Origin of the sequence: Enterococcus sp. S53, from assembly GCF_016516865.1 — a bacterium.
Taxonomy (GTDB): Bacteria; Bacillota; Bacilli; order Lactobacillales; family Enterococcaceae; genus Enterococcus_D; species Enterococcus_D innesii.
The window spans coordinates 83,057-104,765 of the sequence record NZ_JACVUH010000002.1 but is presented as its reverse complement, the minus strand read 5'-3'; the positions used below and the strand labels follow the sequence as shown (position 1 = coordinate 104,765).

General features: G+C 42.2%; 16 protein-coding genes, 1 riboswitch and 1 other annotated feature. Of the genes, 15 read left to right on the top strand and 1 reads right to left on the bottom strand.

What is annotated here, in order from left to right; translation table 11 throughout:
* Position 1 precedes the first annotated feature (1 nt).
* From purD to IAE45_RS03395, 11 genes are all read left to right on the top strand, one after another.
* Positions 2-1,288 carry a phosphoribosylamine--glycine ligase gene (purD, locus tag IAE45_RS03445; protein WP_200125000.1) on the top strand — a complete coding sequence of 429 codons (1,287 nt, stop codon included), beginning with the start codon at positions 2-4 and terminating at the stop codon, positions 1,286-1,288.
* 170 nt (positions 1,289-1,458) lie between these two features.
* The gene (locus tag IAE45_RS03440) at positions 1,459-2,373 is read left to right on the top strand and encodes an aldo/keto reductase (protein WP_081118545.1); all 915 of its coding nucleotides are present in this window, start codon (positions 1,459-1,461) and stop codon (positions 2,371-2,373) included.
* A 210-nt stretch (positions 2,374-2,583) separates the two neighbouring features.
* On the top strand, positions 2,584-3,561 hold the full coding sequence (gene guaC / locus IAE45_RS03435; RefSeq protein WP_005230038.1) for a GMP reductase: 978 nt from the start codon (positions 2,584-2,586) through the stop codon (positions 3,559-3,561).
* Between the two features lie 121 nt (positions 3,562-3,682).
* Positions 3,683-4,783 (top strand): non-hydrolyzing UDP-N-acetylglucosamine 2-epimerase, encoded by a 1,101-nt coding sequence (gene wecB / locus IAE45_RS03430; protein ID WP_140966327.1) that lies wholly within the window; start codon positions 3,683-3,685, stop codon positions 4,781-4,783.
* A gap of 389 nt (positions 4,784-5,172) precedes the next feature.
* Positions 5,173-5,344: riboswitch (M-box (ykoK) riboswitch) on the top strand.
* A 187-nt stretch (positions 5,345-5,531) separates the two neighbouring features.
* On the top strand, positions 5,532-8,123 hold the full coding sequence (gene mgtA, locus IAE45_RS03425) for a magnesium-translocating P-type ATPase (protein ID WP_081118912.1): 2,592 nt from the start codon (positions 5,532-5,534) through the stop codon (positions 8,121-8,123).
* A 434-nt stretch (positions 8,124-8,557) separates the two neighbouring features.
* Positions 8,558-9,667 carry a pyruvate dehydrogenase (acetyl-transferring) E1 component subunit alpha gene (gene pdhA, locus IAE45_RS03420; protein WP_005231936.1) on the top strand — a complete coding sequence of 370 codons (1,110 nt, stop codon included), beginning with the start codon at positions 8,558-8,560 and terminating at the stop codon, positions 9,665-9,667.
* A gap of 2 nt (positions 9,668-9,669) precedes the next feature.
* Positions 9,670-10,647: an alpha-ketoacid dehydrogenase subunit beta gene (locus IAE45_RS03415; RefSeq protein ID WP_005230047.1), complete on the top strand. Its 978-nt coding sequence runs from the start codon at positions 9,670-9,672 to the stop codon at positions 10,645-10,647.
* A gap of 25 nt (positions 10,648-10,672) precedes the next feature.
* Positions 10,673-12,319 carry a dihydrolipoyllysine-residue acetyltransferase gene (locus tag IAE45_RS03410; RefSeq protein WP_005236379.1) on the top strand — a complete coding sequence of 549 codons (1,647 nt, stop codon included), beginning with the start codon at positions 10,673-10,675 and terminating at the stop codon, positions 12,317-12,319.
* A gap of 7 nt (positions 12,320-12,326) precedes the next feature.
* Positions 12,327-13,733: a dihydrolipoyl dehydrogenase gene (gene lpdA / locus IAE45_RS03405; protein ID WP_005230052.1), complete on the top strand. Its 1,407-nt coding sequence runs from the start codon at positions 12,327-12,329 to the stop codon at positions 13,731-13,733.
* A 110-nt stretch (positions 13,734-13,843) separates the two neighbouring features.
* Positions 13,844-14,097, top strand: a binding site (T-box leader).
* A 50-nt stretch (positions 14,098-14,147) separates the two neighbouring features.
* On the top strand, positions 14,148-15,419 hold the full coding sequence (locus IAE45_RS03400) for an O-acetylhomoserine aminocarboxypropyltransferase/cysteine synthase family protein (protein WP_200124998.1): 1,272 nt from the start codon (positions 14,148-14,150) through the stop codon (positions 15,417-15,419).
* Positions 15,420-15,581: 162 nt separating this feature from the next.
* Complete coding sequence (locus IAE45_RS03395) at positions 15,582-16,781, top strand: MFS transporter (RefSeq protein ID WP_200124995.1); 1,200 nt, start codon at positions 15,582-15,584, stop codon at positions 16,779-16,781.
* 72 nt (positions 16,782-16,853) lie between these two features.
* Here the strand turns inward: IAE45_RS03395 and IAE45_RS03390 are convergent, their stop codons facing one another.
* Positions 16,854-17,378: a type 1 glutamine amidotransferase domain-containing protein gene (locus IAE45_RS03390; protein WP_077453782.1), complete on the bottom strand. Its 525-nt coding sequence runs from the start codon at positions 17,376-17,378 to the stop codon at positions 16,854-16,856.
* Positions 17,379-17,566: 188 nt separating this feature from the next.
* On the opposite strand from IAE45_RS03390, the gene IAE45_RS03385 reads away from it, so the two are divergent.
* From IAE45_RS03385 to typA, 4 genes are all read left to right on the top strand, one after another.
* A complete protein-coding gene (locus IAE45_RS03385) occupies positions 17,567-18,472 on the top strand; it encodes a hypothetical protein (protein ID WP_200124993.1) in 906 nt (301 codons plus the stop codon).
* 208 nt (positions 18,473-18,680) lie between these two features.
* Positions 18,681-18,953, top strand: a complete 273-nt coding sequence (locus IAE45_RS03380; protein ID WP_008381425.1) for a UPF0223 family protein — start codon at positions 18,681-18,683, stop codon at positions 18,951-18,953.
* Between the two features lie 8 nt (positions 18,954-18,961).
* On the top strand, positions 18,962-19,729 hold the full coding sequence (locus tag IAE45_RS03375) for an inositol monophosphatase family protein (protein WP_016611043.1): 768 nt from the start codon (positions 18,962-18,964) through the stop codon (positions 19,727-19,729).
* A gap of 129 nt (positions 19,730-19,858) precedes the next feature.
* A complete protein-coding gene (typA, locus tag IAE45_RS03370) occupies positions 19,859-21,688 on the top strand; it encodes a translational GTPase TypA (protein ID WP_200124991.1) in 1,830 nt (609 codons plus the stop codon).
* Positions 21,689-21,709: the final 21 nt, after the last annotated feature.

Below are 21,709 nucleotides of genomic sequence, written 5' to 3'. Positions count from 1 at the left end.
GATGAAAATACTTGTTATTGGTAGTGGCGGTAGAGAACATGCCGTCGCAAAAAAGTTTCTGCAGGATCCTCAAGTGGAAACAGTCTTTTGTGCGAAGGGCAATCCCGGTATGCGAAAAGACGGGATCAAGACAGTCGCAATTGAAGAGTCCGATCATGAAAGCCTAATTGCTTTTGCTCAAGAGCAGGAGGTTGATTGGACCTTCGTTGGTCCGGAAGTTCCGTTACTAAATGGCATCGTAGATGATTTTCAGGCGGCGGGCTTGGCAATTTTTGGCCCCAATCGACAAGCAGCGATGATCGAAGGATCAAAAGAGTTTGCCAAAGAATTGATGCGGGACAATCAGATTCCGACAGCAGACTACCAAAGTTTTACAGATAGTGCGCAAGCAAAAGCATATATCCAGCTTAAAGGTGCACCAATCGTTATCAAAGCGGATGGCTTAGCGGCGGGCAAAGGCGTAGTCGTCGCTGAAACCGTTGATGAGGCGAATGCGGCTGTCGAAGCGATGCTAGAGCAAAATGCTTTCGGTGAAAGTGGTGCAAAAGTGGTGATCGAAGAGTTTTTGGCTGGCGAAGAGTTTTCGCTCTTGGCGTTTGTTAAGGACGAAGCCGTCTATCCAATGGTCATTGCTCAAGACCATAAACGTGCCTTTGATGGCGATTTAGGGCCGAATACAGGAGGTATGGGGGCATACACACCGGTACCGCAGATTCCGCAAGAAATGGTCGATCAAGCAGTAGCAGAAGTTTTACTTCCTGCAGCAAAAGGGATGATTCGTAATAAGACACCGTTTACGGGGATTCTCTATGCAGGTCTGATTGCTACCAATGATGGACCGAAAGTCATCGAATTCAATGCGCGTTTCGGCGATCCAGAAACACAAGTCGTGTTAAGTCGTTTAGATAGCAGTTTAGCCCAAATCATTGATGATCTATTGCAGGATCGAGTGCCCGCGATCCGATGGAATCAATCGGCTTCGATCGGTGTCGTGATTGCATCGCAAGGATATCCAGGCAAGTATCAGCAAGGAATGCCTGTCCCAAGCCCTCAAGGAGAAGGAATTCAATTCTTTTATGCAGGAGTTGAGGAAGCTACCGACCAAGATGGTTTGACGGCAGCTGGTGGGCGCGTTTTTCTTGTGGAAGCTTCAGCTGAGGATTTAGCTACTGCACAAAAGAACGTCTATGAAGCAATCAGCAAGTTGTCGTTATCTGGCTTGTATTATCGAAACGATATCGGCGATAAAGCCTTGCAATATAGCAACTCATCAAAGGCGATGAAGTAAAGAACCTTTCTGTGTGTAACGCAAACTGTAATGATAGGAGGACTGCCAGTAGAACCGATCGGTTGTGCTGGTGGTTTTCGTTTTATGGGAGGTTTTTTTTGACGTTGGTATAGCGTTTTCATCTTGTTGTGCTAAAATAGGAGTGTAGTTTAAATAAGGAGGAACTTTACGTGAAAAATATTAAATTCGGTCCTACTGATTTAGAAGTATCTAGTGTGATTTTAGGCTTGATGCGAATCAACAATGCCAAAGATCCTGTGAAGGTCTTGACGACTGCGATTGAAAATGACATTACCTTCTTTGACCATGCCGATATTTATGGTCGCGGGGAGTGTGAAACGATTTTTGCGGAAGCGTTAGCAAAAACGGATGCCAAAAGAGAAGATTTGTTCATTCAATCAAAATGTGGCATCGTTCCAGGTGAAATGTTTGATTTTTCGAAAGAGCATATTATCTCTTCTGTGGAAGGTAGTTTACAGCGTTTGAAAACCGATCATTTGGATGCGCTATTGCTGCATCGCCCTGATACTTTGTTTGAACCAGAAGAAGTGGCAGCTGCCTTTGATCAATTAGAAAAAGACGGCAAAGTGAAATACTTCGGTGTCAGCAATCAAAAACCTGGACAAATTGAATTGTTGAAAAAATATGTTTCCCAACCTTTAGTAGCGAATCAGCTGCAATTCGGGATCATGCATACGGGAATGATCGATCAAGGAATTCATGTCAACATGACGGATGCTGGTAGTGTCGATCATGATGGAGAAATTCTTGAATATTCTCGCTTGCATGAGATGACGATCCAAGCTTGGTCTCCGTATCAGTATGGTTTCTTCGAAGGGGTCTTTATCGGTAACGAGAAATTCCCAGAGTTAAACGAAAAATTGACCGAACTAGCGGACAAGTATCAAACGACACCGACAGGTATTGCTTCTGCGTGGATCTTACGTCACCCTGCAAACATGCAAGTGATTGCTGGAACGATGACCCCACATCGGATCGAAGAAATCGCACAAGCTTCTTCAATCGTATTGACCCGCCATGAATGGTATGAAGTGTATAAAGCAGCAGGGAACATCTTGCCGTAATTTATCCATAAACTCCGTTTTATTCAGTAGTTATAAGGATGAATGTTCGTAAAAGACGAACATTCATCCTTTTTTTTGGAAAAGTATTTCTAAAAAGCTTGTATTTCATTTCCAGGTGGTTTAAATTGTTGTGGGCGTTAAAAATAGGCTGATGCCATTTGATGCTTGCTTCACTCTTAGTAAGATTTGGAGGATATTTTTATGTTTGACATGAAAGTTTTTGATTACGAAGATATACAACTGATTCCTAATAAGTGTATCGTGAACAGCCGTTCAGAATGTGATACCACGGTGACATTAGGCGGACACTCGTTTAAAATGCCTGTTGTTCCTGCAAATATGCAAACAATTATTGATGATTCAATCGCAGAATTTTTAGCTGAAAATGGCTATTTTTATATTATGCACCGCTTTGATGAAGAAGCACGGATTCCATTTATCAAAAAAATGAAAAGCCGCGGCTTGATTGCTTCTATCAGTGTGGGTGTCAAAGAAAATGAATATGCCTTTGTGGAAGAACTAGCTGACAAAGAGCTTGTTCCTGATTTTATTACGATCGATATTGCTCATGGCCACTCAAACGCCGTGATCAATATGATTCAACACATCAAGAAGCATTTACCAGCAACGTTTGTGATCGCTGGAAATGTTGGAACGCCAGAAGCAGTTCGTGAATTGGAAAACGCTGGCGCAGATGCAACGAAAGTCGGCATTGGACCTGGGAAAGTTTGTATCACAAAAATCAAAACTGGTTTCGGAACTGGCGGATGGCAATTGGCAGCACTACGCTGGTGTGCCAAAGCTGCTCGCAAACCAATCATTGCAGATGGAGGCATTCGAACACACGGCGATATCGCTAAATCTGTCCGCTTTGGTGCAACCATGGTCATGATCGGTTCATTGTTTGCTGGGCATGAAGAATCACCAGGGGAAACCAAGGTAGAAAATGGCGTTGTCATGAAAGAATACTTTGGTTCTGCATCGGAATTTCAAAAAGGCGAAAAGAAAAACGTGGAAGGAAAGAAAATTTGGATTCAATACAAAGGTTCTTTAAAAGATACGTTAGTTGAGATGCAGCAAGACTTGCAGTCATCGATCTCTTATGCAGGTGGAAAAGACTTAGAATCGATTCGTAAAGTGGATTACGTAATCGTGAAGAATTCGATTTTCAATGGAGATACTATTTAAGCTGGATACTGAAGAAACGGCCTTTTAGCGGTCGTTTCTTTTTTTGTTGGAACAACCATTTTGTTTTTCTGTTTTCTTCGTTATAATAGAAGCAATGAGAAGTAGAGGAGCGGGTGACCAAATGACAATCAAAGTGATGTCTGTGTTCGGTACCAGACCGGAAGCCATCAAAATGGCGCCACTAGTAAAGGAATTGGAAAACGACCCGCGTTTTGAATCGATCGTTGTGGTGACGGCGCAGCATCGAGAAATGTTGGATCAAGTTTTAACGGTTTTTGAAATCATACCAGACTATGATCTGGATATTATGACTTTAGGGCAAACTTTGACAGGGATTACTACCAAAGTTTTACTGGATCTGGAACCAATCTTGCAAAAAGAAACTCCTGATATCGTACTGGTTCATGGGGATACGACCACAGCTTATGCAGCCGCGACGGCAGCCTTCTATCAGCAGATTCCTGTGGGGCATGTGGAAGCCGGTTTGCGTACATGGAACAAAAAATCTCCTTATCCGGAGGAAGCCAATCGTCAGCTGATCGATGTATTAGCAGATTTTTATTTTGCGCCAACTGCCCAAAGTAAAGAAAATTTATTAGCGGAAAATCGCAATAAAGATGCAATTTTTGTAACGGGGAATACCGCCATTGATGCGATGCGTTATACGATCTCGGAGGACTATCAGCATCCAGAACTTTCCGCAGCAGATCAAACCATGATTCTTCTGACAATGCACCGTCGAGAGAACTTAGGTGTTCCGATGCAGCAAGTCTTCCGCGCTTTAGCGAAAATCGCTAAGGAGAAACCAACCATCAAAGTGGTTTTTCCTATGCACAAGAATCCTCAAGTCCGAGGGATTGCTATGGAGATACTTGGGGAACTAGAAAATGTCACGCTGATTGAACCTTTAGACGTCATTGATTTTCACAATGTTGCCAATCAAAGTACCCTGATTTTAACGGATTCTGGCGGTGTCCAAGAAGAAGCACCGTCGTTAGGCGTTCCTGTTTTGGTCCTGAGAGATACAACAGAGCGTCCCGAAGGCATTGCTGCAGGTACGTTAAAGCTGATCGGTACGTCTGAAGCTGCAGTTTATCAAGAAACAAAGCGACTGTTAGAAGATCCAGAAGCTTACAATGCCATGGCACATGCAGAAAATCCCTATGGCGATGGGAAAGCAAGCCAGCGAATCCTGCAGATTTTAGTTGAACATTTTTCGTGAGAGTTAGAAAGAACAATCTCTCAGTATGAAAAACAATAGATGATTAGACAGCTATTTGATAAATGGTTGTCTATTTTTTTGTGCAAGTTTAAGGAATGTACTGTATTATCTTTTTCATTTTCTCGTTCAAGGGGATAGACGAACGGCTTGTTGTGCTATGGCTTTTGTTAGGAGAAACTTTCTATCTATTCATGAAAAAAGTTTTATCACGTATAAAATCACAACGGTTCTTTAACGTTGTTATTTTATTGTAAGACCTTTCATTTAAAAACGAACGAAAATCTAAGAAAAAAGGGTGCTTTTTTCCATTGTTGCGGTTGACATTGGCTAGGATAGCAGTTATTATGTGGGTAGTTGGAAGGAAGACTTCCGGCGAACTGACATTTTATACAAATAATTGTTAGGTGAGGCTCCTATATGGACACAAGCTGCTGCCGCAAAAGTATCGAGAGATACTTAGTTGGTAGGACAGGTCTAATCGTGAAGGTTAAACCCAAAGTAGCTGATAGCAGATTTGCTATCTACGCCCTATAGTGCTAAAGCTCTACAATGATCATGAGTTTTTTACGCATGCTTATTGGGAGCGTGCGTTTTTTTGTGTCTTTTACGCGCGTTCCACAGTGACTTACCTAATAAAAAGAAAGGAAGATTCACATGGAATACCCCAGTCCCCAGATGAAACAGCGGAGTAGTTATCGAATCGCTAGGGGTGGCGTAGGCAACTCCTAAGTGCTAGGAGGAAAAAAAGATGTTAAAAAAACTATCGAAAGATCAAGAATTAAAATTACTGGCAAAATTGACCGAAAGAGAATTGCTGATGGAAATGCGGACATCTTTCCAAGGGTTATCGGAAGAAGATGCTGCAGAACGTTTGGCAGAGTATGGTCCAAACAAAGTGGATGCGCAAAAACCAACACCTGCTTGGTTGATGATCCTAGGTGCTTTCAAAGATCCTTTTGTGTTAGTTTTGGCATTATTAATGGTTATTTCTTTTGTAACAGGCGATATTGAAGCAGTGATCGTGATGGGAATCATGATTTTGGCAAGTGTCATGATTACTTTCGTCCAAGAATACCGTTCCCAAAAAGCAAGCTTAGCGTTAAAAGAACTTATTGAAAATACTTGTTCCGTCACTCGAGATGGTATCACGAGAGAAATTCCAATGGATGAAGTCGTTCCAGGAGACATCGTCACCTTAGCAACCGGCGATATGATCCCTGCTGATGCCATCTTGATTTGGACCAAAGATTTATTTATCAATCAATCATCATTAACTGGCGAGTCAATGCCAGTTGAAAAATTTGTGGATGCTGGGATCAAAGAAAGTGATGCCCAAATTTCAGCTTTAGACATGCAAGACCTCGTTTTCATGGGTACCGATGTCTTAAGTGGCCAAGGAAAAGCGATTATTTTGAAAACTGGTCAAAGTACATTCTTTGGTGATATTGCTAAAAATGCGACGACGAAACGCGGCAAAACAACTTTTGAAGATGGCTTAACGAAAGTCAGCAAACTATTGTTGCGAATGGTCATGGTGCTTTTCCCGATCGTATTACTGATCAACGGATTGACCAAGGGCGATTGGGGCGAAGCGTTGTTCTTCGCGATAGCAGTAGCAGTTGGCTTGACGCCAGAAATGCTACCAATGATCGTCACCAGCAACTTAGCCAAAGGGGCAATCTCTTTATCAAAAGAAAAAGTGATCGTCAAAGAATTGCCTTCTATACAAAACTTAGGCGCAATGGATGTTTTATGTACCGATAAAACGGGTACGATCACCGAAGATCGTGTTGTACTGGTACAGCATTTAAATCCATTTGGCGTAGAAGATAAACAAGTCCTTGATATGACGTATTTAAATTCTTACTATCAAACAGGGTGGAAAAACCTGATGGATATTGCTGTCTTAAACTACTATGAAGAAGAAGGATTGTCAGCGCCATTTAACGATGTGACAAAAATCGATGAGATTCCGTTTGACTTCTCACGTCGCCGCTTGACGGTTGTGGTCAATGCAGATGGTCATCAACTGATGGTCACTAAAGGGGCAGCCGAGGAAATGGAACAAGTCTGCAAGTATGTAGAAGTTGATGGCAAAGTGATGGAATTGACTCCTCAATTGAGAGAACAATTGCGTCAAGTGAATTTGCGCTTGAACAAACAAGGAATGCGCGTGTTGACTGTTGCTGTAAAACGGGATGCCCACGCAGATGCCGTTTATTCTGTAGAAGATGAACAAGACATGATCATGATTGGCTTTATGGGCTTCTTAGATCCAGCAAAAGAAACAGCAAAAACAGCGATTGCTTCTTTACACGGTCATGGCATCAATGTCAAAGTGCTGACGGGAGATAATGCGATCGTTGCGCAAAAAGTTTGTCGAGATGTTGGGATCGATGCAGATGAATACTTGTTAGGAACCGATATAGATCATCTGTCAGATGAAGAGTTAGCAGAGAAAGCTGCAAAAACCAATCTGTTTGCAAAATTAAATCCAATGCAAAAATCCCGAATCATTGAAACCATTCAAGCGGCAGGCCATACGGTCGGCTTTATGGGAGATGGCATCAACGATGCGCCTGCTTTACGCACGGCAGATGTTGGTATCTCGGTTGATACCGCAGCAGATATCACCAAAGATGCCAGCTCGATCATTTTATTAGAAAAAAGTTTGAATGTCCTTGATAAAGGAGTCATCGAAGGCCGCAAAGTATTTACCAACATGATGAAGTACATCAAAATGACTTTGAGTTCGAACTTCGGAAATGTGTTCTCGATTTTAGTTGCTAGTGCCTTTTTACCTTTCTTACCAATGTTGTCCATTCAACTGTTGGTTCAAAACTTGGTGTACGATATGGCCCAATTGACGATTCCATGGGACAACGTAGATAAAGAAGAGTTAGAAAAACCAGTTAAATGGCAAGTGGGTGGACTATTGAAGTTTACCGTCGGCATTGGACCTGTTAGCAGCATCTTCGATATTTTGACCTTCTTTATGATGTGGCATGTCTTTAGTGCAAATACCATCCAAGAGCAAGCCTTGTTCCAAGCAGGATGGTTTATGATTGGCTTAACGACACAAACCTTAGTCGTTCACATGATCAGAACGAGAAAATTACCATTTATCAAAAGTATCGCATCACCTGCAGTTTTGATTTCAAGTGTTCTAGCGATTGCAGTTGGCTTCTTGGTCATCTTGACGCCATTGCATACCGTCTTTGATTTTGCAGCACTGCCATCAAGTTACTGGCCATGGTATGTCGGTATCAATCTAGCTTATTTAGTAACAGTTGAGTTTGCGAAACGCATTTACATTCATGTCACGAGAGAATGGATTTAAAAAAACAGGTCGGCGTTCTTCCTAACAAGGGGAGAATCGCCGATCTGTTTCTTTTTATCCGTTCTCTGTATTATTTTTTTCTCATATTAAGAAATTTCTCTTAGATCCAAGTCGAATCTTTCACAAGTGATAATAAAAGGATTATGCTTAATCTGTTTTGTATAATGATGATTGCTGTACTATTCTTAAATAAAAAAAAGAATCTGAAAAGAAAAAATCGAAGAAAGCGATTGCTTTAATGTGATTAATTTCACTAATGTTTTCTTAAGAGTTGCTACAGTGGGAATTCTTTTATTAAAAAAAATACCCTTTTCACTTGTCATTTTCGAAGTTAAATGATAATTTATAAGAGTAAATGAAATTTCGATAGTACAGATTTAAACCCTGTTACATACGAAAGTGAATTTTTATATCAGAGAGGAAAGTGTGTCAAGATGGCAAAAAAACAAAAAGCACTTGATTTCCAAGCGATTTTGGAGCAAGTCAATGCGGATTTTCCAACTTACCAAGCTTTGGACAAAGACGGGAAAATTGTAAATCAAGAGTTAGTACCAGATTTAAGTGACGACGAATTAGTTGAATTGATGACTCGTATGGTATGGTCTCGTGTATTAGACCAACGCTCAACTGCGTTAAACCGTCAAGGTCGTCTAGGTTTCTTCGCGCCAACTGCTGGACAAGAAGCAAGCCAATTAGCAAGTCAATTTGCTTTTGAAAAAGAAGACGTTTTATTACCTGGTTACCGTGATGTACCACAATTGATCCAACACGGCCTGCCATTGAAAGAAGCTTTCTTATGGTCACGTGGTCACGTTGCTGGGAACCTTTACCCAGAAGATTTAAAGGCATTGCCACCACAAATCATCATTGGTGCACAATACGTCCAAGCAGCCGGTGTTGCTTTAGGATTGAAAAAACGTAACAAGAAAAATGTAGTATTTACTTATACAGGTGATGGCGGTTCTTCACAAGGGGACTTCTATGAAGCAATCAACTTTGCAGGGGCTTACCATGCAAACGCTGTATTCTACATCCAAAACAATGGTTTTGCGATCTCTACACCTCGTGAAGTACAAAGTGCGGCACCAACCTTGGCACAAAAAGCTGCAGCAGCTGGGATCCCTGGTATCCAAGTTGACGGTATGGATCCATTGGCAGTGTACTATGTTTCTAAAGCAGCTCGTGAATGGGCAGCAAACGGCAACGGTCCTGTATTGATTGAAACCTTGACTTACCGTTACGGTCCACATACATTGTCTGGTGATGATCCAACCCGTTACCGTTCAAAAGACATGGACAGCGAATGGCAACAAAAAGATCCATTGGTACGTTTCCGTACTTACTTAACTGAAAAAGGACTTTGGTCTGAAGAAAAAGAAGAACAAGTCATTGAACAAACAAAAGAAGAAATCAAAGCAGCGATCGCTGAAGCGGACCGCGTGCCAAAACAAAAAGTTTCAGATTTCTTGAAAAACATGTTTGAAGTTCAACCACAAAACATTAAAGAACAAATTGCAACTTACGAAGCGAAGGAGTCGAAATAGTCATGGCACAAAAAACAATGATTCAAGCAATTACAGATGCCTTAGCTGTTGAAATGGAAAATGACAAAGAGATTTTAGTCTTTGGTGAAGATGTCGGTAAAAACGGCGGGGTTTTCCGTGCAACAGAAGGTTTACAAGAAAAATTCGGCGAAGATCGTGTCTTCGATACCCCTCTTGCTGAATCTGGTATCGGCGGCTTGGCTTTCGGTTTAGCATTAGAAGGTTTCCGTCCAGTTCCAGAAATCCAATTCTTTGGTTTCGTATTTGAAACATTTGACGAAATCGTTGGTCAAATGGCGCGTACTCGTTACCGTATGGGTGGTACACGTAATTTACCAATCACTATTCGCTCACCATTTGGTGGCGGTGTGCACACACCAGAATTACACTCAGATAACTTGGAAGGATTGATCGCTCAATCACCTGGTATCCGTGTCGTTATTCCATCAAACCCATATGATGCAAAAGGATTATTGATTGCTTCTATCCGCAGCAATGACCCAGTTGTTTTCTTAGAGCACATGAAACTTTACCGTTCATTCCGTGAAGAAGTGCCAGAAGAAGCATACGAAGTTCCTTTAGACAAAGCAGCAGTCACTCGTGAAGGTTCTGATGTTTCAATCATCACTTATGGTGCGATGGTTCGTGAAGCAATCAAAGCTGCTGACAACTTAGCAAAAGAAAACATCAACGCTGAAATCATCGACTTGCGTACAGTTGCTCCTCTTGATGTTGAAACAATCATCAAATCAGTTGAAAAAACTGGTCGTGTAGTTGTCGTTCAAGAAGCACAAAAACAAGCAGGTGTTGGCGCTCAAGTCGTTTCTGAAATTTCTGAACGTGCGGTTCTATCACTAGAAGCTCCAATCGGACGCGTGTCTGCACCAGATACGATCTTCCCATTCGGTCAAGCTGAAAACATTTGGTTGCCAAATGCAAAAGACATCGAAGACAAAGTGAAAGAAATCGTGAACTTTTAATAGTTGAAGAAGGGAAGAATAGAAAATGGCATTTCAATTTAAATTACCGGATATCGGTGAAGGAATTGCAGAAGGCGAAATCGTAAAATGGTTCGTCAAAGCAGGGGATACCATCAATGAAGATGATACCTTACTAGAAGTTCAAAATGATAAATCAGTGGAAGAAATTCCATCTCCAGTAACAGGAACAGTGAAAAACATCGTTGTCCCTGAAGGTACAGTCGCAAACGTTGGGGATGTCCTTGTTGAGATCGATGCACCAGGACATGAAGACAACGAAGGCGATGCAGGTGTAGCAGCAGAGTCTCAAACACCAGCAAAACCAGCGGCAGAACCTACAACGGAAACGGCTGAAGCATCAGCTGGTTCTTCTGAAGGCGCAGGCGTTTTCCAATTCAAATTACCAGATATCGGTGAAGGGATTGCAGAAGGCGAAATCGTAAAATGGTTCGTTAAAGCAGGAGATACCATCAATGAAGATGATACGTTGCTTGAAGTTCAAAACGACAAATCAGTGGAAGAAATCCCATCTCCAGTAACAGGAACAGTGAAAAACATCGTTGTTGCTGAAGGAACAGTTGCAAATGTTGGGGATGTTTTGGTTGAAATCGACGCACCTGGTCACAACAGTGCGCCTGCTTCATCAAGCGCACCTGCAGAAGCACCAAAAGAAAAAGTGGAAACTTCTGGTTCAGCAAGTGTTGTTGAAGCAGCAGATCCTAACAAACGTGTCTTGGCTATGCCTTCTGTCCGTCAATTTGCTCGCGAAAAAGATGTTGATATTTCTCAAGTATCAGCAACAGGTAAAGGCGGCCGTGTAACAAAAGAAGATATCGAAAACTTCCTATCAGGTGGCGGACAAGCTGCAAAAGCTGAAACTCAAGCTCCTGCGAAAGAAGAAACAAAAGCTGCAGCAACTGAAAGCAAACCAGCAGCTCCAGCAAAAGCCTTCAAATCAAACTTAGGTGATTTAGAAGAACGTGTTGCCTTAACACCTACCCGTAAAGCAATCGCTAAAGCGATGGTAAACAGCAAACAAACAGCACCTCATGTAACCTTGCATGATGAAGTTGAAGTAACAAACCTATGGGATAACCGTAAGAAATTCAAAGAAGTTGCTGCTGCAAACGGCACAAAACTTACTTTCTTACCATATGTTGTAAAAGCATTGACTGCAACAGTGAAAAAATTCCCTATCTTGAATGCGTCAATCGATGATGCAAAACAAGAGATCGTATACAAAAACTATTACAACATCGGTATCGCAACAGATACTGACCATGGGTTGTATGTACCAAACGTAAAAGATGCAGATCGTAAAGGCATGTTTGCTATCGCTGATGAAATCAACGAAAAAGCAAAACTTGCTCATGACGGCAAATTGGCTGCAGATGATATGCGTAATGGTACCATCACAATCAGTAACATCGGTTCAGTTGGTGGCGGCTGGTTCACACCAGTAATCAACTATCCTGAAGTAGCTATTTTGGGTGTAGGTACAATCGCGCAACAACCAATCGTAAACGCTGAAGGCGAAATCGTTGTCGGACGTGTGATGAAACTTTCATTAAGCTTCGACCACCGTATCGTTGATGGCGCAACAGCGCAACAAGCAATGAATAATATCAAACGTCTATTAGCTGATCCAGAGCTATTAATGATGGAAGGATGATTAACAAATGGTAGTTGGAGATTTTGCTGTTGAATTAGATACAGTTGTAATCGGTGCGGGACCTGGCGGCTATGTAGCTGCCATCCGCGCTGCTGAAATGGGACAAAAAGTAGCAATCATTGAAAGAGAATACATCGGCGGCGTTTGTTTGAACGTTGGTTGTATCCCTTCAAAAGCCTTGATCGCTGCAGGTCATCATTATCAAGAATCTTTGGATTCAACAATGTTTGGTGTAACAAGTGAAAATGTTTCCCTTGATTTTACCAAAACTCAAGAATGGAAAGACAACAAAGTCGTTAAAACATTAACTTCAGGTGTTGGTTTCCTATTGAAAAAACACAAAGTAGAAACGATTGAAGGAGAAGCTTTCTTCGTTGATGATCACACATTGCGTGTCATCCACCCAGATTCAGCACAAACATACTCTTTCAACAATGCAATCATCGCAACAGGTTCTCGTCCAATTGAAATCCCTGGTTTCAAATTCGGCGGACGTGTTCTTGATTCAACTGGCGGATTGGCATTAAAAGAAGTTCCTAAAAAATTCGTTGTTATCGGTGGTGGTGTCATCGGTTCTGAACTAGGTGCAGCTTATGCAAACTTAGGTGCAGAAGTAACGATCCTTGAAGGCTCTCCTCAAATCTTGCCAACCTATGAAAAAGACATGGTCAAATTGGTTGAAGAAGACTTTGCGAAAAAAGGTGTAACAGTCGTTACCAACGCAATGGCGAAAGAAGCAATTGACAATGGCGATAGCGTAACTGTGAAATATGCCGTAGATGGTAAAGAAGAATCAGTTACTGCTGATTACGTAATGGTTACTGTTGGTCGTCGTCCAAATACTGATGACATGGGCTTAGAACAAGCAGGTGTTGAAGTAGGCGAACGCGGATTGATCACGGTTGACAAACAAGGCCGTACCAACGTATCAAACATCTACGCAATTGGTGATATCGTACCTGGTGCTGCATTAGCACATAAAGCTAGCTACGAAGCAAAAATCGCTGCTGAAGCAATCTCTGGTAAAAAAGTTGCAGTTGATTACAAAGCAATGCCAGCAGTTGCCTTTACTGACCCAGAATTGGCTTCTGTCGGTATGACGATCAAAGATGCCAAAGATGCTGGAATTGAAGCAAAAGCATTCAAATTCCCATTCTCAGGTAACGGTCGTGCGTTATCTCTAGGAAAAACTGAAGGATTTATCCGCTTAGTAACAACGGTTGAAGACAATGTGATCATCGGTGCGCAAATTGCTGGTCTAGGAGCAAGCGATATGGTTTCAGAACTTGCTCTTGCTATTGAATCTGGCATGAACGCAGAAGATATCGCGTTAACGATCCATCCACATCCATCTCTAGGTGAGATCACAATGGATGCTGCTGAGTTAGCTCTAGGATTACCAATCCACATTTAAGCTTTGTGCAACTCGTTCATCATTTGGTGAACGAGTTTTTTTATCACCAGAAATAAAGCGATCTTATGCTATTGACAGAATCTTCTGGAAATGATACGATGCTCTTAATATTTCAACCGTTGATGAGGAAAGTAAATTGATTTGGCAAGCCTAGAGAGTCTTCGTAAGGTGCAAGAAGAACTTGTAGGATCAATCGAAAATGGCCTCTAAGGTGATCTTCTGAACTTGTACGAAAGATAAGGAGATCCGGGTGCGCCCTCTATCGCGTCAAAGTATAACGACGTTTATTTGTCGCGTACTTGCTGAGAAGCATGCTGAAAAGTCTGCTTGAATAAAGGTGGTAACACGTAAACACGTCCTTTGATATTTCGATATCAGAGGGCTTTTTTATTTGCATTATTAAGGAGGAATAGTATGACAGAAAGATTTGAGACGATTCAATTACACGGAGGACAAATACCAGATCCTACCACAGGAAGTCGCGCCGTACCCATTTATCAAACCACATCCTATGTGTTTGATGATGCTGACCAAGCGGCAGCGAGATTTAGTCTTGGTGAGAGCGGCAATATCTATACCCGTATTACCAATCCGACGACCGCGGTTCTAGAAGAACGATTAGCCCTATTAGAAGGTGGTGTTGGTGCGTTAGCTACGGCTTCTGGCTCAGCAGCGATCACCTATGCAATTTTAAATCTCGCACAAGCAGGAGATCATATCGTTTCTGCTGCTTCAATTTATGGCGGTACCTATAATTTGTTTGCCCATACATTGCCAGATTTTGGCATCACCACAAGCTTTGTCGATAGTGAAGATCTACTAGCACTAAAAGCAGCCATCCAAGAAAATACCAAAGCAGTTTTTCTAGAGTCTTTAGGCAATCCAGATATTGATATTGCCGACTTTAAAAAGATTGCAGCGATCGCTCATGAAGCCGGGATTCCCCTGATCATTGACAACACCTTTGCGACTCCCTATCTGTTTCGAGGGTTTGAGCATGGGGCAGACATCATCGTTTATTCCACGACAAAATACCTCGGTGGTCACGGGGCTGCTTTAGGAGGGGCTATTATTGATAGTGGCAACTTTGATTGGACAAACGGCAAATTTCCCAAGCTGGTCGATCCCGATCATAGTTACCATGGAATCTCATGGGTAGAAGCCGCTGGTAACGCTGCCTATATCACTCGGGCCCGAACGATTCTTTTACGGGATACAGGTGCTGCGATTTCTCCCTTCAATTCATGGGTGTTGCTTTTAGGCATCGAGACCCTCTCGTTGCGGATGGAACGTCATGTAGAAAATGCGCAACAAGTTGCTGAATTTTTAGCCAAGCGCTCGGAAGTTTCTTGGGTTCATTTCCCAACACTACCAGACAGTCCTTATTTTGAACGGGCGCAGGAGTATTTCCCCAAAGGAACCAGTTCGGTCTTTTCCTTCGGATTAAAGGGTGGGGCAGAAGCAAGCAAAACCTTTTGTGGCGCAACTAAGCTCTTCTCGCTACTGGCAAATGTCGGGGATGCAAAGTCCTTGATCATCCATCCAGCTTCGACGACCCATTCCCAGCTTAGCGTAGAAGAACTTGCAGCAGCCAAAATTCGTCCAGAGACGATTCGCTTATCCATTGGATTGGAAAACATCGATGATCTATTGGAAGATCTCACACAAGCTTTTCAACAGCTCTAAATAGTTGGATAAGTAGGAAAAGCGCAGGATACTATGCTGCGCTTTTTTGTTGTGGGTTAGTGCTTCAAATAAAACTGCGGTTTCTGTTGATAGAAGGATAGTAAATCCATCGGTTCTATGCTATATTTAGTTGCTAAGGAATATGGATAAGGTGGGGGATGTATGCGTAATCATGCAAGTGACAAGAGGATTCGGTTTTACTACACAAGTTTGCAATTTCTTTATTGGATGATGTTTTGCTCAATCTATGGCTTTGCGACACTCTTTTTGATTTATTTCAAGGTCGATCCGGCAAAAATTGGCGGTATTTTAGCCCTAGTCAATATTGCGTCTACGATTTTGCAGCCCTTCATCAGTCAAGTCATTATCAAAAAAAGCAAAGTACCGCTGATCGTTGTCTTGAAAACGATGACAATCGGCGTGGTCACGGTGCTCTTAGCAGGTGTGATTTTCTCTGCATTATCGATACTGACTTATGTTTTAGGAGGGATTTTGCTCGTTTCCATGCAGTCCTTTCTCAACGCCTTGGCATTTGAATACACGAATAGCGGCAACAAAATCAATTTTGGCTTTTCCCGTGCCGGTGGGTCACTAGGATTTGCGGCTACTTCCTTTTTACTGGGGCAGCTCTTAGAGGAGTTTTCGGCAGCCCTGTTGCCAATGATCGCTATCGGGCAAGCCGTTTTGTTTCTCATTATTTTGCTTTTGCTGCCAGCGATCAAGAAGCCAGAAATGCCCGTGATACTTACAGAACAAAGTCATTCAGGTGCCTTTTTGAAAAAATATCCTTTTTTACTCTTTCTCTTTGTCGGGTTTAGCTTTCTCTTCAGCTTCCACACGATGATCAACAGTTTTTTGGCACAAATTTTTGCCGATATTGGCGGTGGCAGTAAGGAAGTTGGCATCGCCCTGATGATTGCGGCGTTATGTGAATTGCCAGGCATGATTTTCTTTGAACAGTTAGTGAGGATACGGTCTAGTCGTTTTTGGCTGTTGCTGTCCAGTGTTGCCTTTGCCATTCGTGGGGTGCTGATGCTGTTGATCAGCTCCATCATCCTGATGGAAATGAGCCATTTGATGCAAGGGATTAGTTTTGCTTTGTTTATTCCAGCTTCGGCTTATTTGTTCAACCATAGTTTGGCAGATGAAGATCGGGTTTTTGGACAAACGATTATTATCATTGCTACCACGATCGGTGGCGTGATCGGCAATCTTTTGGGCGGGATGCTGATCCAAAGCTTCGGTGTCTGGGAAATGCTTTTGATTGGGACTGGGTTTGCCGTTTTGGGTGCTGCATTGACCTTTATCGGTGTGAAAAAAATCCCTAAAAGCGACAAGAAATTAGCGATCGTAAGCGAATGATCGATAGGTAAAAAAAAGAGTTGCGGCCGTATTTGCTTCGGTCGCAACTCTTTTGAATCTGATCAACGGGTACTATTTCTTTTCTAATACAGCGATAAATTCCCGCATATAGTCTGGTAGATCTGGGGGACGGCGGCTGGAAACGATATGTCCATCCGTAACAACAGGTGTATCGACCCATGTGGCTCCAGCATTTGTCATATCATCTTTGATGCCTGGTGTACTGGTGACCGTCTTGCCTTGCAGGATATTCGCAGAAATCAAGACCCAGCCTGCATGACAGATTTGACCAATGATTTTTTGGTCTTTGTCCATCGTTTGCACGAAAGAGATGACCTCTGGGAAACGTCGCAATTTATCAGGCGCCCAACCACCTGGAACTAAGATGGCATCGTAGTCATCGGCATGAATATCAGAAAAAGCAAAGGCTGATTCTGCGGGTACGCCGTATTTGCCAATATACGTTTTATGCGCTTCTTCACCGACTAAATCGACTTGTGCGCCTTCTTCCCGTAACCGATGGACCGGATACCACAGTTCTAAATCTTCGAAATCATTGTCGACTAAGGCAATGATTTTTTTGTTTTCTAAACGCAAGAGAATTCCTCCTTTTTCTTGTTATTCTTACTGTAACATCATGCAAAGAGAAACACCAAAAGTATGCTTCTTAAAAAATGCCAAGGAGCTATTTTGAGAATGGTCATTCAGAGCAATGGTAATGATGTAAGCGTTGTAATCACAAGGAAAGTAAGAGATAATGAGAGAAAGCCAAAGGAGGCGAAGATGTGGAAGCATTCGAAAAAGCTCGAAAATTTATTTACAAAAACGCGCGCCCTGTAGACCTTGCTCGTTGGCAGTACCATTTTGAAAATGGATCTTGCGAGGCTGTCTTACAGGCGTTACAAGTCTACCAAAATGAAGATGGGGGGTATGGGCATGGTTTGGAACCTGATCATTGGAATCCCAATAGTACACCAATTGCAGTGTGGGAGGCATGTCGAATTTTAAGAGAGCTTGAATGCCTTCATTCGACAAATCCACAAGTCCAAGGGATTCTAAGGTATTTAGCTAGTGGAAAAGAATTTTCTGAAGGGAAATGGTTCAACCAAGTGCCGTCAACGGTATCCTATCCGCATGCGATTTGGTGGGAGAGTCCTGTGGGCGTGCCAGCAGACAACCCAACGGTCAGTCTAGCTGGTACTATCTTAAGAACAGGGGAAACGACCCTCTATCAAAAAGCACAAGCAATCGCCGAAACAGCAGTTGCAAGTTTTCTTAATGAGCCAACCAGTGAAATGCACACATTAGTCGTCTATCTAGAATTATTACAAGACTGTGAAGAAATCCAGTATCAGCCTGTTTTAGCAAATGAACGCTTTCGCGAGATCTTATTCCAGCAAATTCGCCATACAGTCTCAAACGAGCCAGAAGAGTGGTTCACATCTTATGTCAGCAAACCTTCAAATTTTTTCTTTACAAGAGAGCAGCTGCTTGGGATTTTTAGTGAAGAATTATGTAAAAAAGAAGCCGAAAAAATTTTAGAACACCAACAAGCAGACGGATCATTTGTCATTCCATGGCAATGGGGAACGGATTACCCAGAGTTTTTCATTAGTAAACAGTGGTGGAAATCAATTGCTATCATTAAAAATTTTTTGTTTTTGCGGGCTTTTCTAGACGAACCTTTTTGAAATCGGCCATCTTTTAATCAGCGATCTCGTTGAAAGAACAAAGGAATTTCCTTCTTATTTGAGATTCATGGAGTTCAGCTTCTAAAAATCCCAATAGTTTGTAAACAAGAGGTACATTCATTGCCAGGATGTACCTTTTTTTGCAGTGGAGGCTCTGACCTATTTTCAATTTTGTGGTACACTGAATAAGATGAATAGGAGTGGTAATATGCGGGATTATCAATATCCTCTGGACTTAGATTGGTCGACGGATGAAATGGTCGTCGTCATGAAGATGTGGGAACGGTTAGAACAAGCCTATGAAAAAGGCCTTCCTAGTAGTACGTTTCTTGAGGCGTATCAAGCCTTTAAAAAAGTCGTTCCCAGCATTGGCGAGGAACGCCGTTTAGGTAGAGAATTTGAAGAACTATCAGGCTATTCGTTATACCATGCCGTGCAGGCAGCGAAAAAGACTGAGGGAAAACTAAAAATGAAAGGGTAGATCAACGAATGCATGAAATAGTTAATGAAGTTCGCCAGTGGATGATCGCTGCAGGCGAAACGATCAAAGACAATTTAAATAAAGAAGACTTGGTGGTCGAGACAAAATCAGGACGGAAAGACTTAGTGACAGAATTGGATAAAGCCACGCAAGATTTTCTGATTGGTAAGATCCAATCCTATGATCCGGATGCCAAAATTTTAGGTGAAGAAAACGGACTGGACACACTTGCTGACATGAGTGGACGGGTCTTCATCATTGATCCGATCGATGGAACGATGAATTTCGTGTTGGAAAAAGAAAACTTTTGTATCATGATCGCGATTTACGAAGAGGGCAAAGGGCGCTTTGGCTTTGTCTATAATGTCATGAAAGATGAATTCTTATGGGGTGGTCCAGAGATTGGTGTCTATAACAATGGCGAGAAGATCGAACCGCCGAAAGATATTGCCTTATCCGAAGGGCTCGTTGGCTTGAATTCACCCATGTTGATCCATAACCGCCACCACGAAACCGAGGTCAGTGACAAAGCATTAGGCATTCGTATGACTGGCTGTGCTGGGGTAGAGCTGATCGCCCTCGCTAAAGGACAAAGAGCAGGCTATCTTTCTCATCTTGCGCCATGGGATTATGCGCCAGGGGGCGTTTTGTTAGAAACCCTTGGATTAAAAATGGCAAACATCAAAGGAGAGCCATTATCCCTGAATGGACGGGAATTGTTTGTCGGCGGTACACCGAAAGCTTTTGAAGAATTATTGGCGATCGTCAATCAATAAGAAAAAACCAGATATTTTTTTAATATCTGGTTTTTTCTGTAAAAATGAAAACTTTGCACTATATTTCAGAAAGAAATTCTGGTATAATGGCTTGTCGAGTGCAATGTCACCAAAAAAGGAGTTTATAAATTGAATATTAGAAATGATATCCGCAACGTCGCTATTATTGCCCACGTTGACCACGGAAAAACTACATTAGTTGATGAATTATTGAAACAATCCCAAACGTTAGATAGCCATACCCAATTACAAGAACGGGCGATGGATTCAAATGCGATCGAAAAAGAACGTGGTATCACGATCTTAGCGAAAAATACAGCGGTTGAATACAACGGAACCAAAATCAATATCATGGATACCCCAGGACACGCGGACTTCGGTGGTGAAGTAGAGCGGATCATGAAAATGGTCGATGGTGTTGTTTTAGTTGTTGATGCTTATGAAGGAACGATGCCTCAAACACGTTTCGTATTGAAAAAAGCGTTGGAACAACACTTAGTGCCAATCGTTGTTGTTAACAAAATCGACAAACCATCTGCTCGCCCTGAGCATGTTGTCGATGAAGTCTTAGAACTATTTATCGAATTAGGTGCCGACGATGACCAATTGGACTTCCCAGTGATCTACGCTTCTGCGATCAACGGAACTTCAAGTGAATCAGATGATCCTGCTGATCAACAAAAAACGATGGCACCATTGTTTGATACGATCATCGAACATATTCCAGCGCCAATCGACAACAGTGACGAACCATTGCAATTCCAAGTATCATTGCTTGATTACAATGACTACGTTGGACGTATCGGTATTGGCCGTGTTTTCCGCGGATCAATCAAAGTTGGCGACCAAGTTGCATTGATGAAATTAAACGGAGAAGTTAAAAAGTTCCGTGTGACGAAACTTTTCGGTTTCTTCGGTTTGAAACGTTTAGAAATCCAAGAAGCCAAAGCCGGTGATTTGATTGCTGTTTCTGGGATGGAAGATATCTTCGTTGGTGAAACTGTTACACCAATCGATCATCAAGATTCATTACCTGTTTTACACATTGATGAACCAACATTGCAAATGACCTTTATCGTGAACAATTCACCATTTGCGGGTCGCGAAGGAAAATTCGTAACCGCTCGTAAAATTGAAGAACGCTTAATGGCGCAATTGCAAACAGACGTTTCATTGCGTGTGGATCCAATCGGACCTGACTCATGGATCGTTTCTGGACGTGGCGAACTTCATTTGTCAATTTTGATCGAAAATATGCGTCGTGAAGGCTTTGAATTGCAAGTTTCTCGTCCAGAAGTTATCGAACGCGAAATCGATGGCGTGAAATGTGAACCATTTGAACGAGTGCAAATCGATACCCCAGAAGAATACATGGGATCAGTAATCGAATCATTGGGAATGCGTAAAGCAGAAATGCAAGATATGATCAATACAGGGAATGGACAAGTTCGAATCATTTTCTTGGCACCAGCTCGTGGCTTGGTTGGTTACACGACTGAATTCCTCTCAATGACTCGCGGTTACGGCATCATGCACCATACCTTCGATCAATATTTGCCAATGATCCAAGGACAAATTGGCGGTCGTCATCAAGGCGCACTTGTATCGATCGACACAGGAAAAGCAACGACCTACTCAATCATGAGTATTGAAGAACGTGGAACGGTCTTTGTTGAACCAGGTACCGAAGTGTACGAAGGAATGATCATTGGTGAAAACTCTCGTGACAAAGACTTAACGGTCAATATCACGAAAGCAAAGCAAATGACCAACGTCCGTTCAGCAAACAAAGACCAAACCTCAGTTATCAAGAAACCTCGCATTCTTTCATTGGAAGAATCGTTGGAATTCTTGAACAAGGATGAATACTGTGAAGTGACGCCTGAAAGCATTCGTTTGAGAAAACAAATCTTGAACAAGAGCGAACGGGAAAAAGCACAGAAAAAGAAAAACAACTGATAACTAAAACAGTGATCGAAA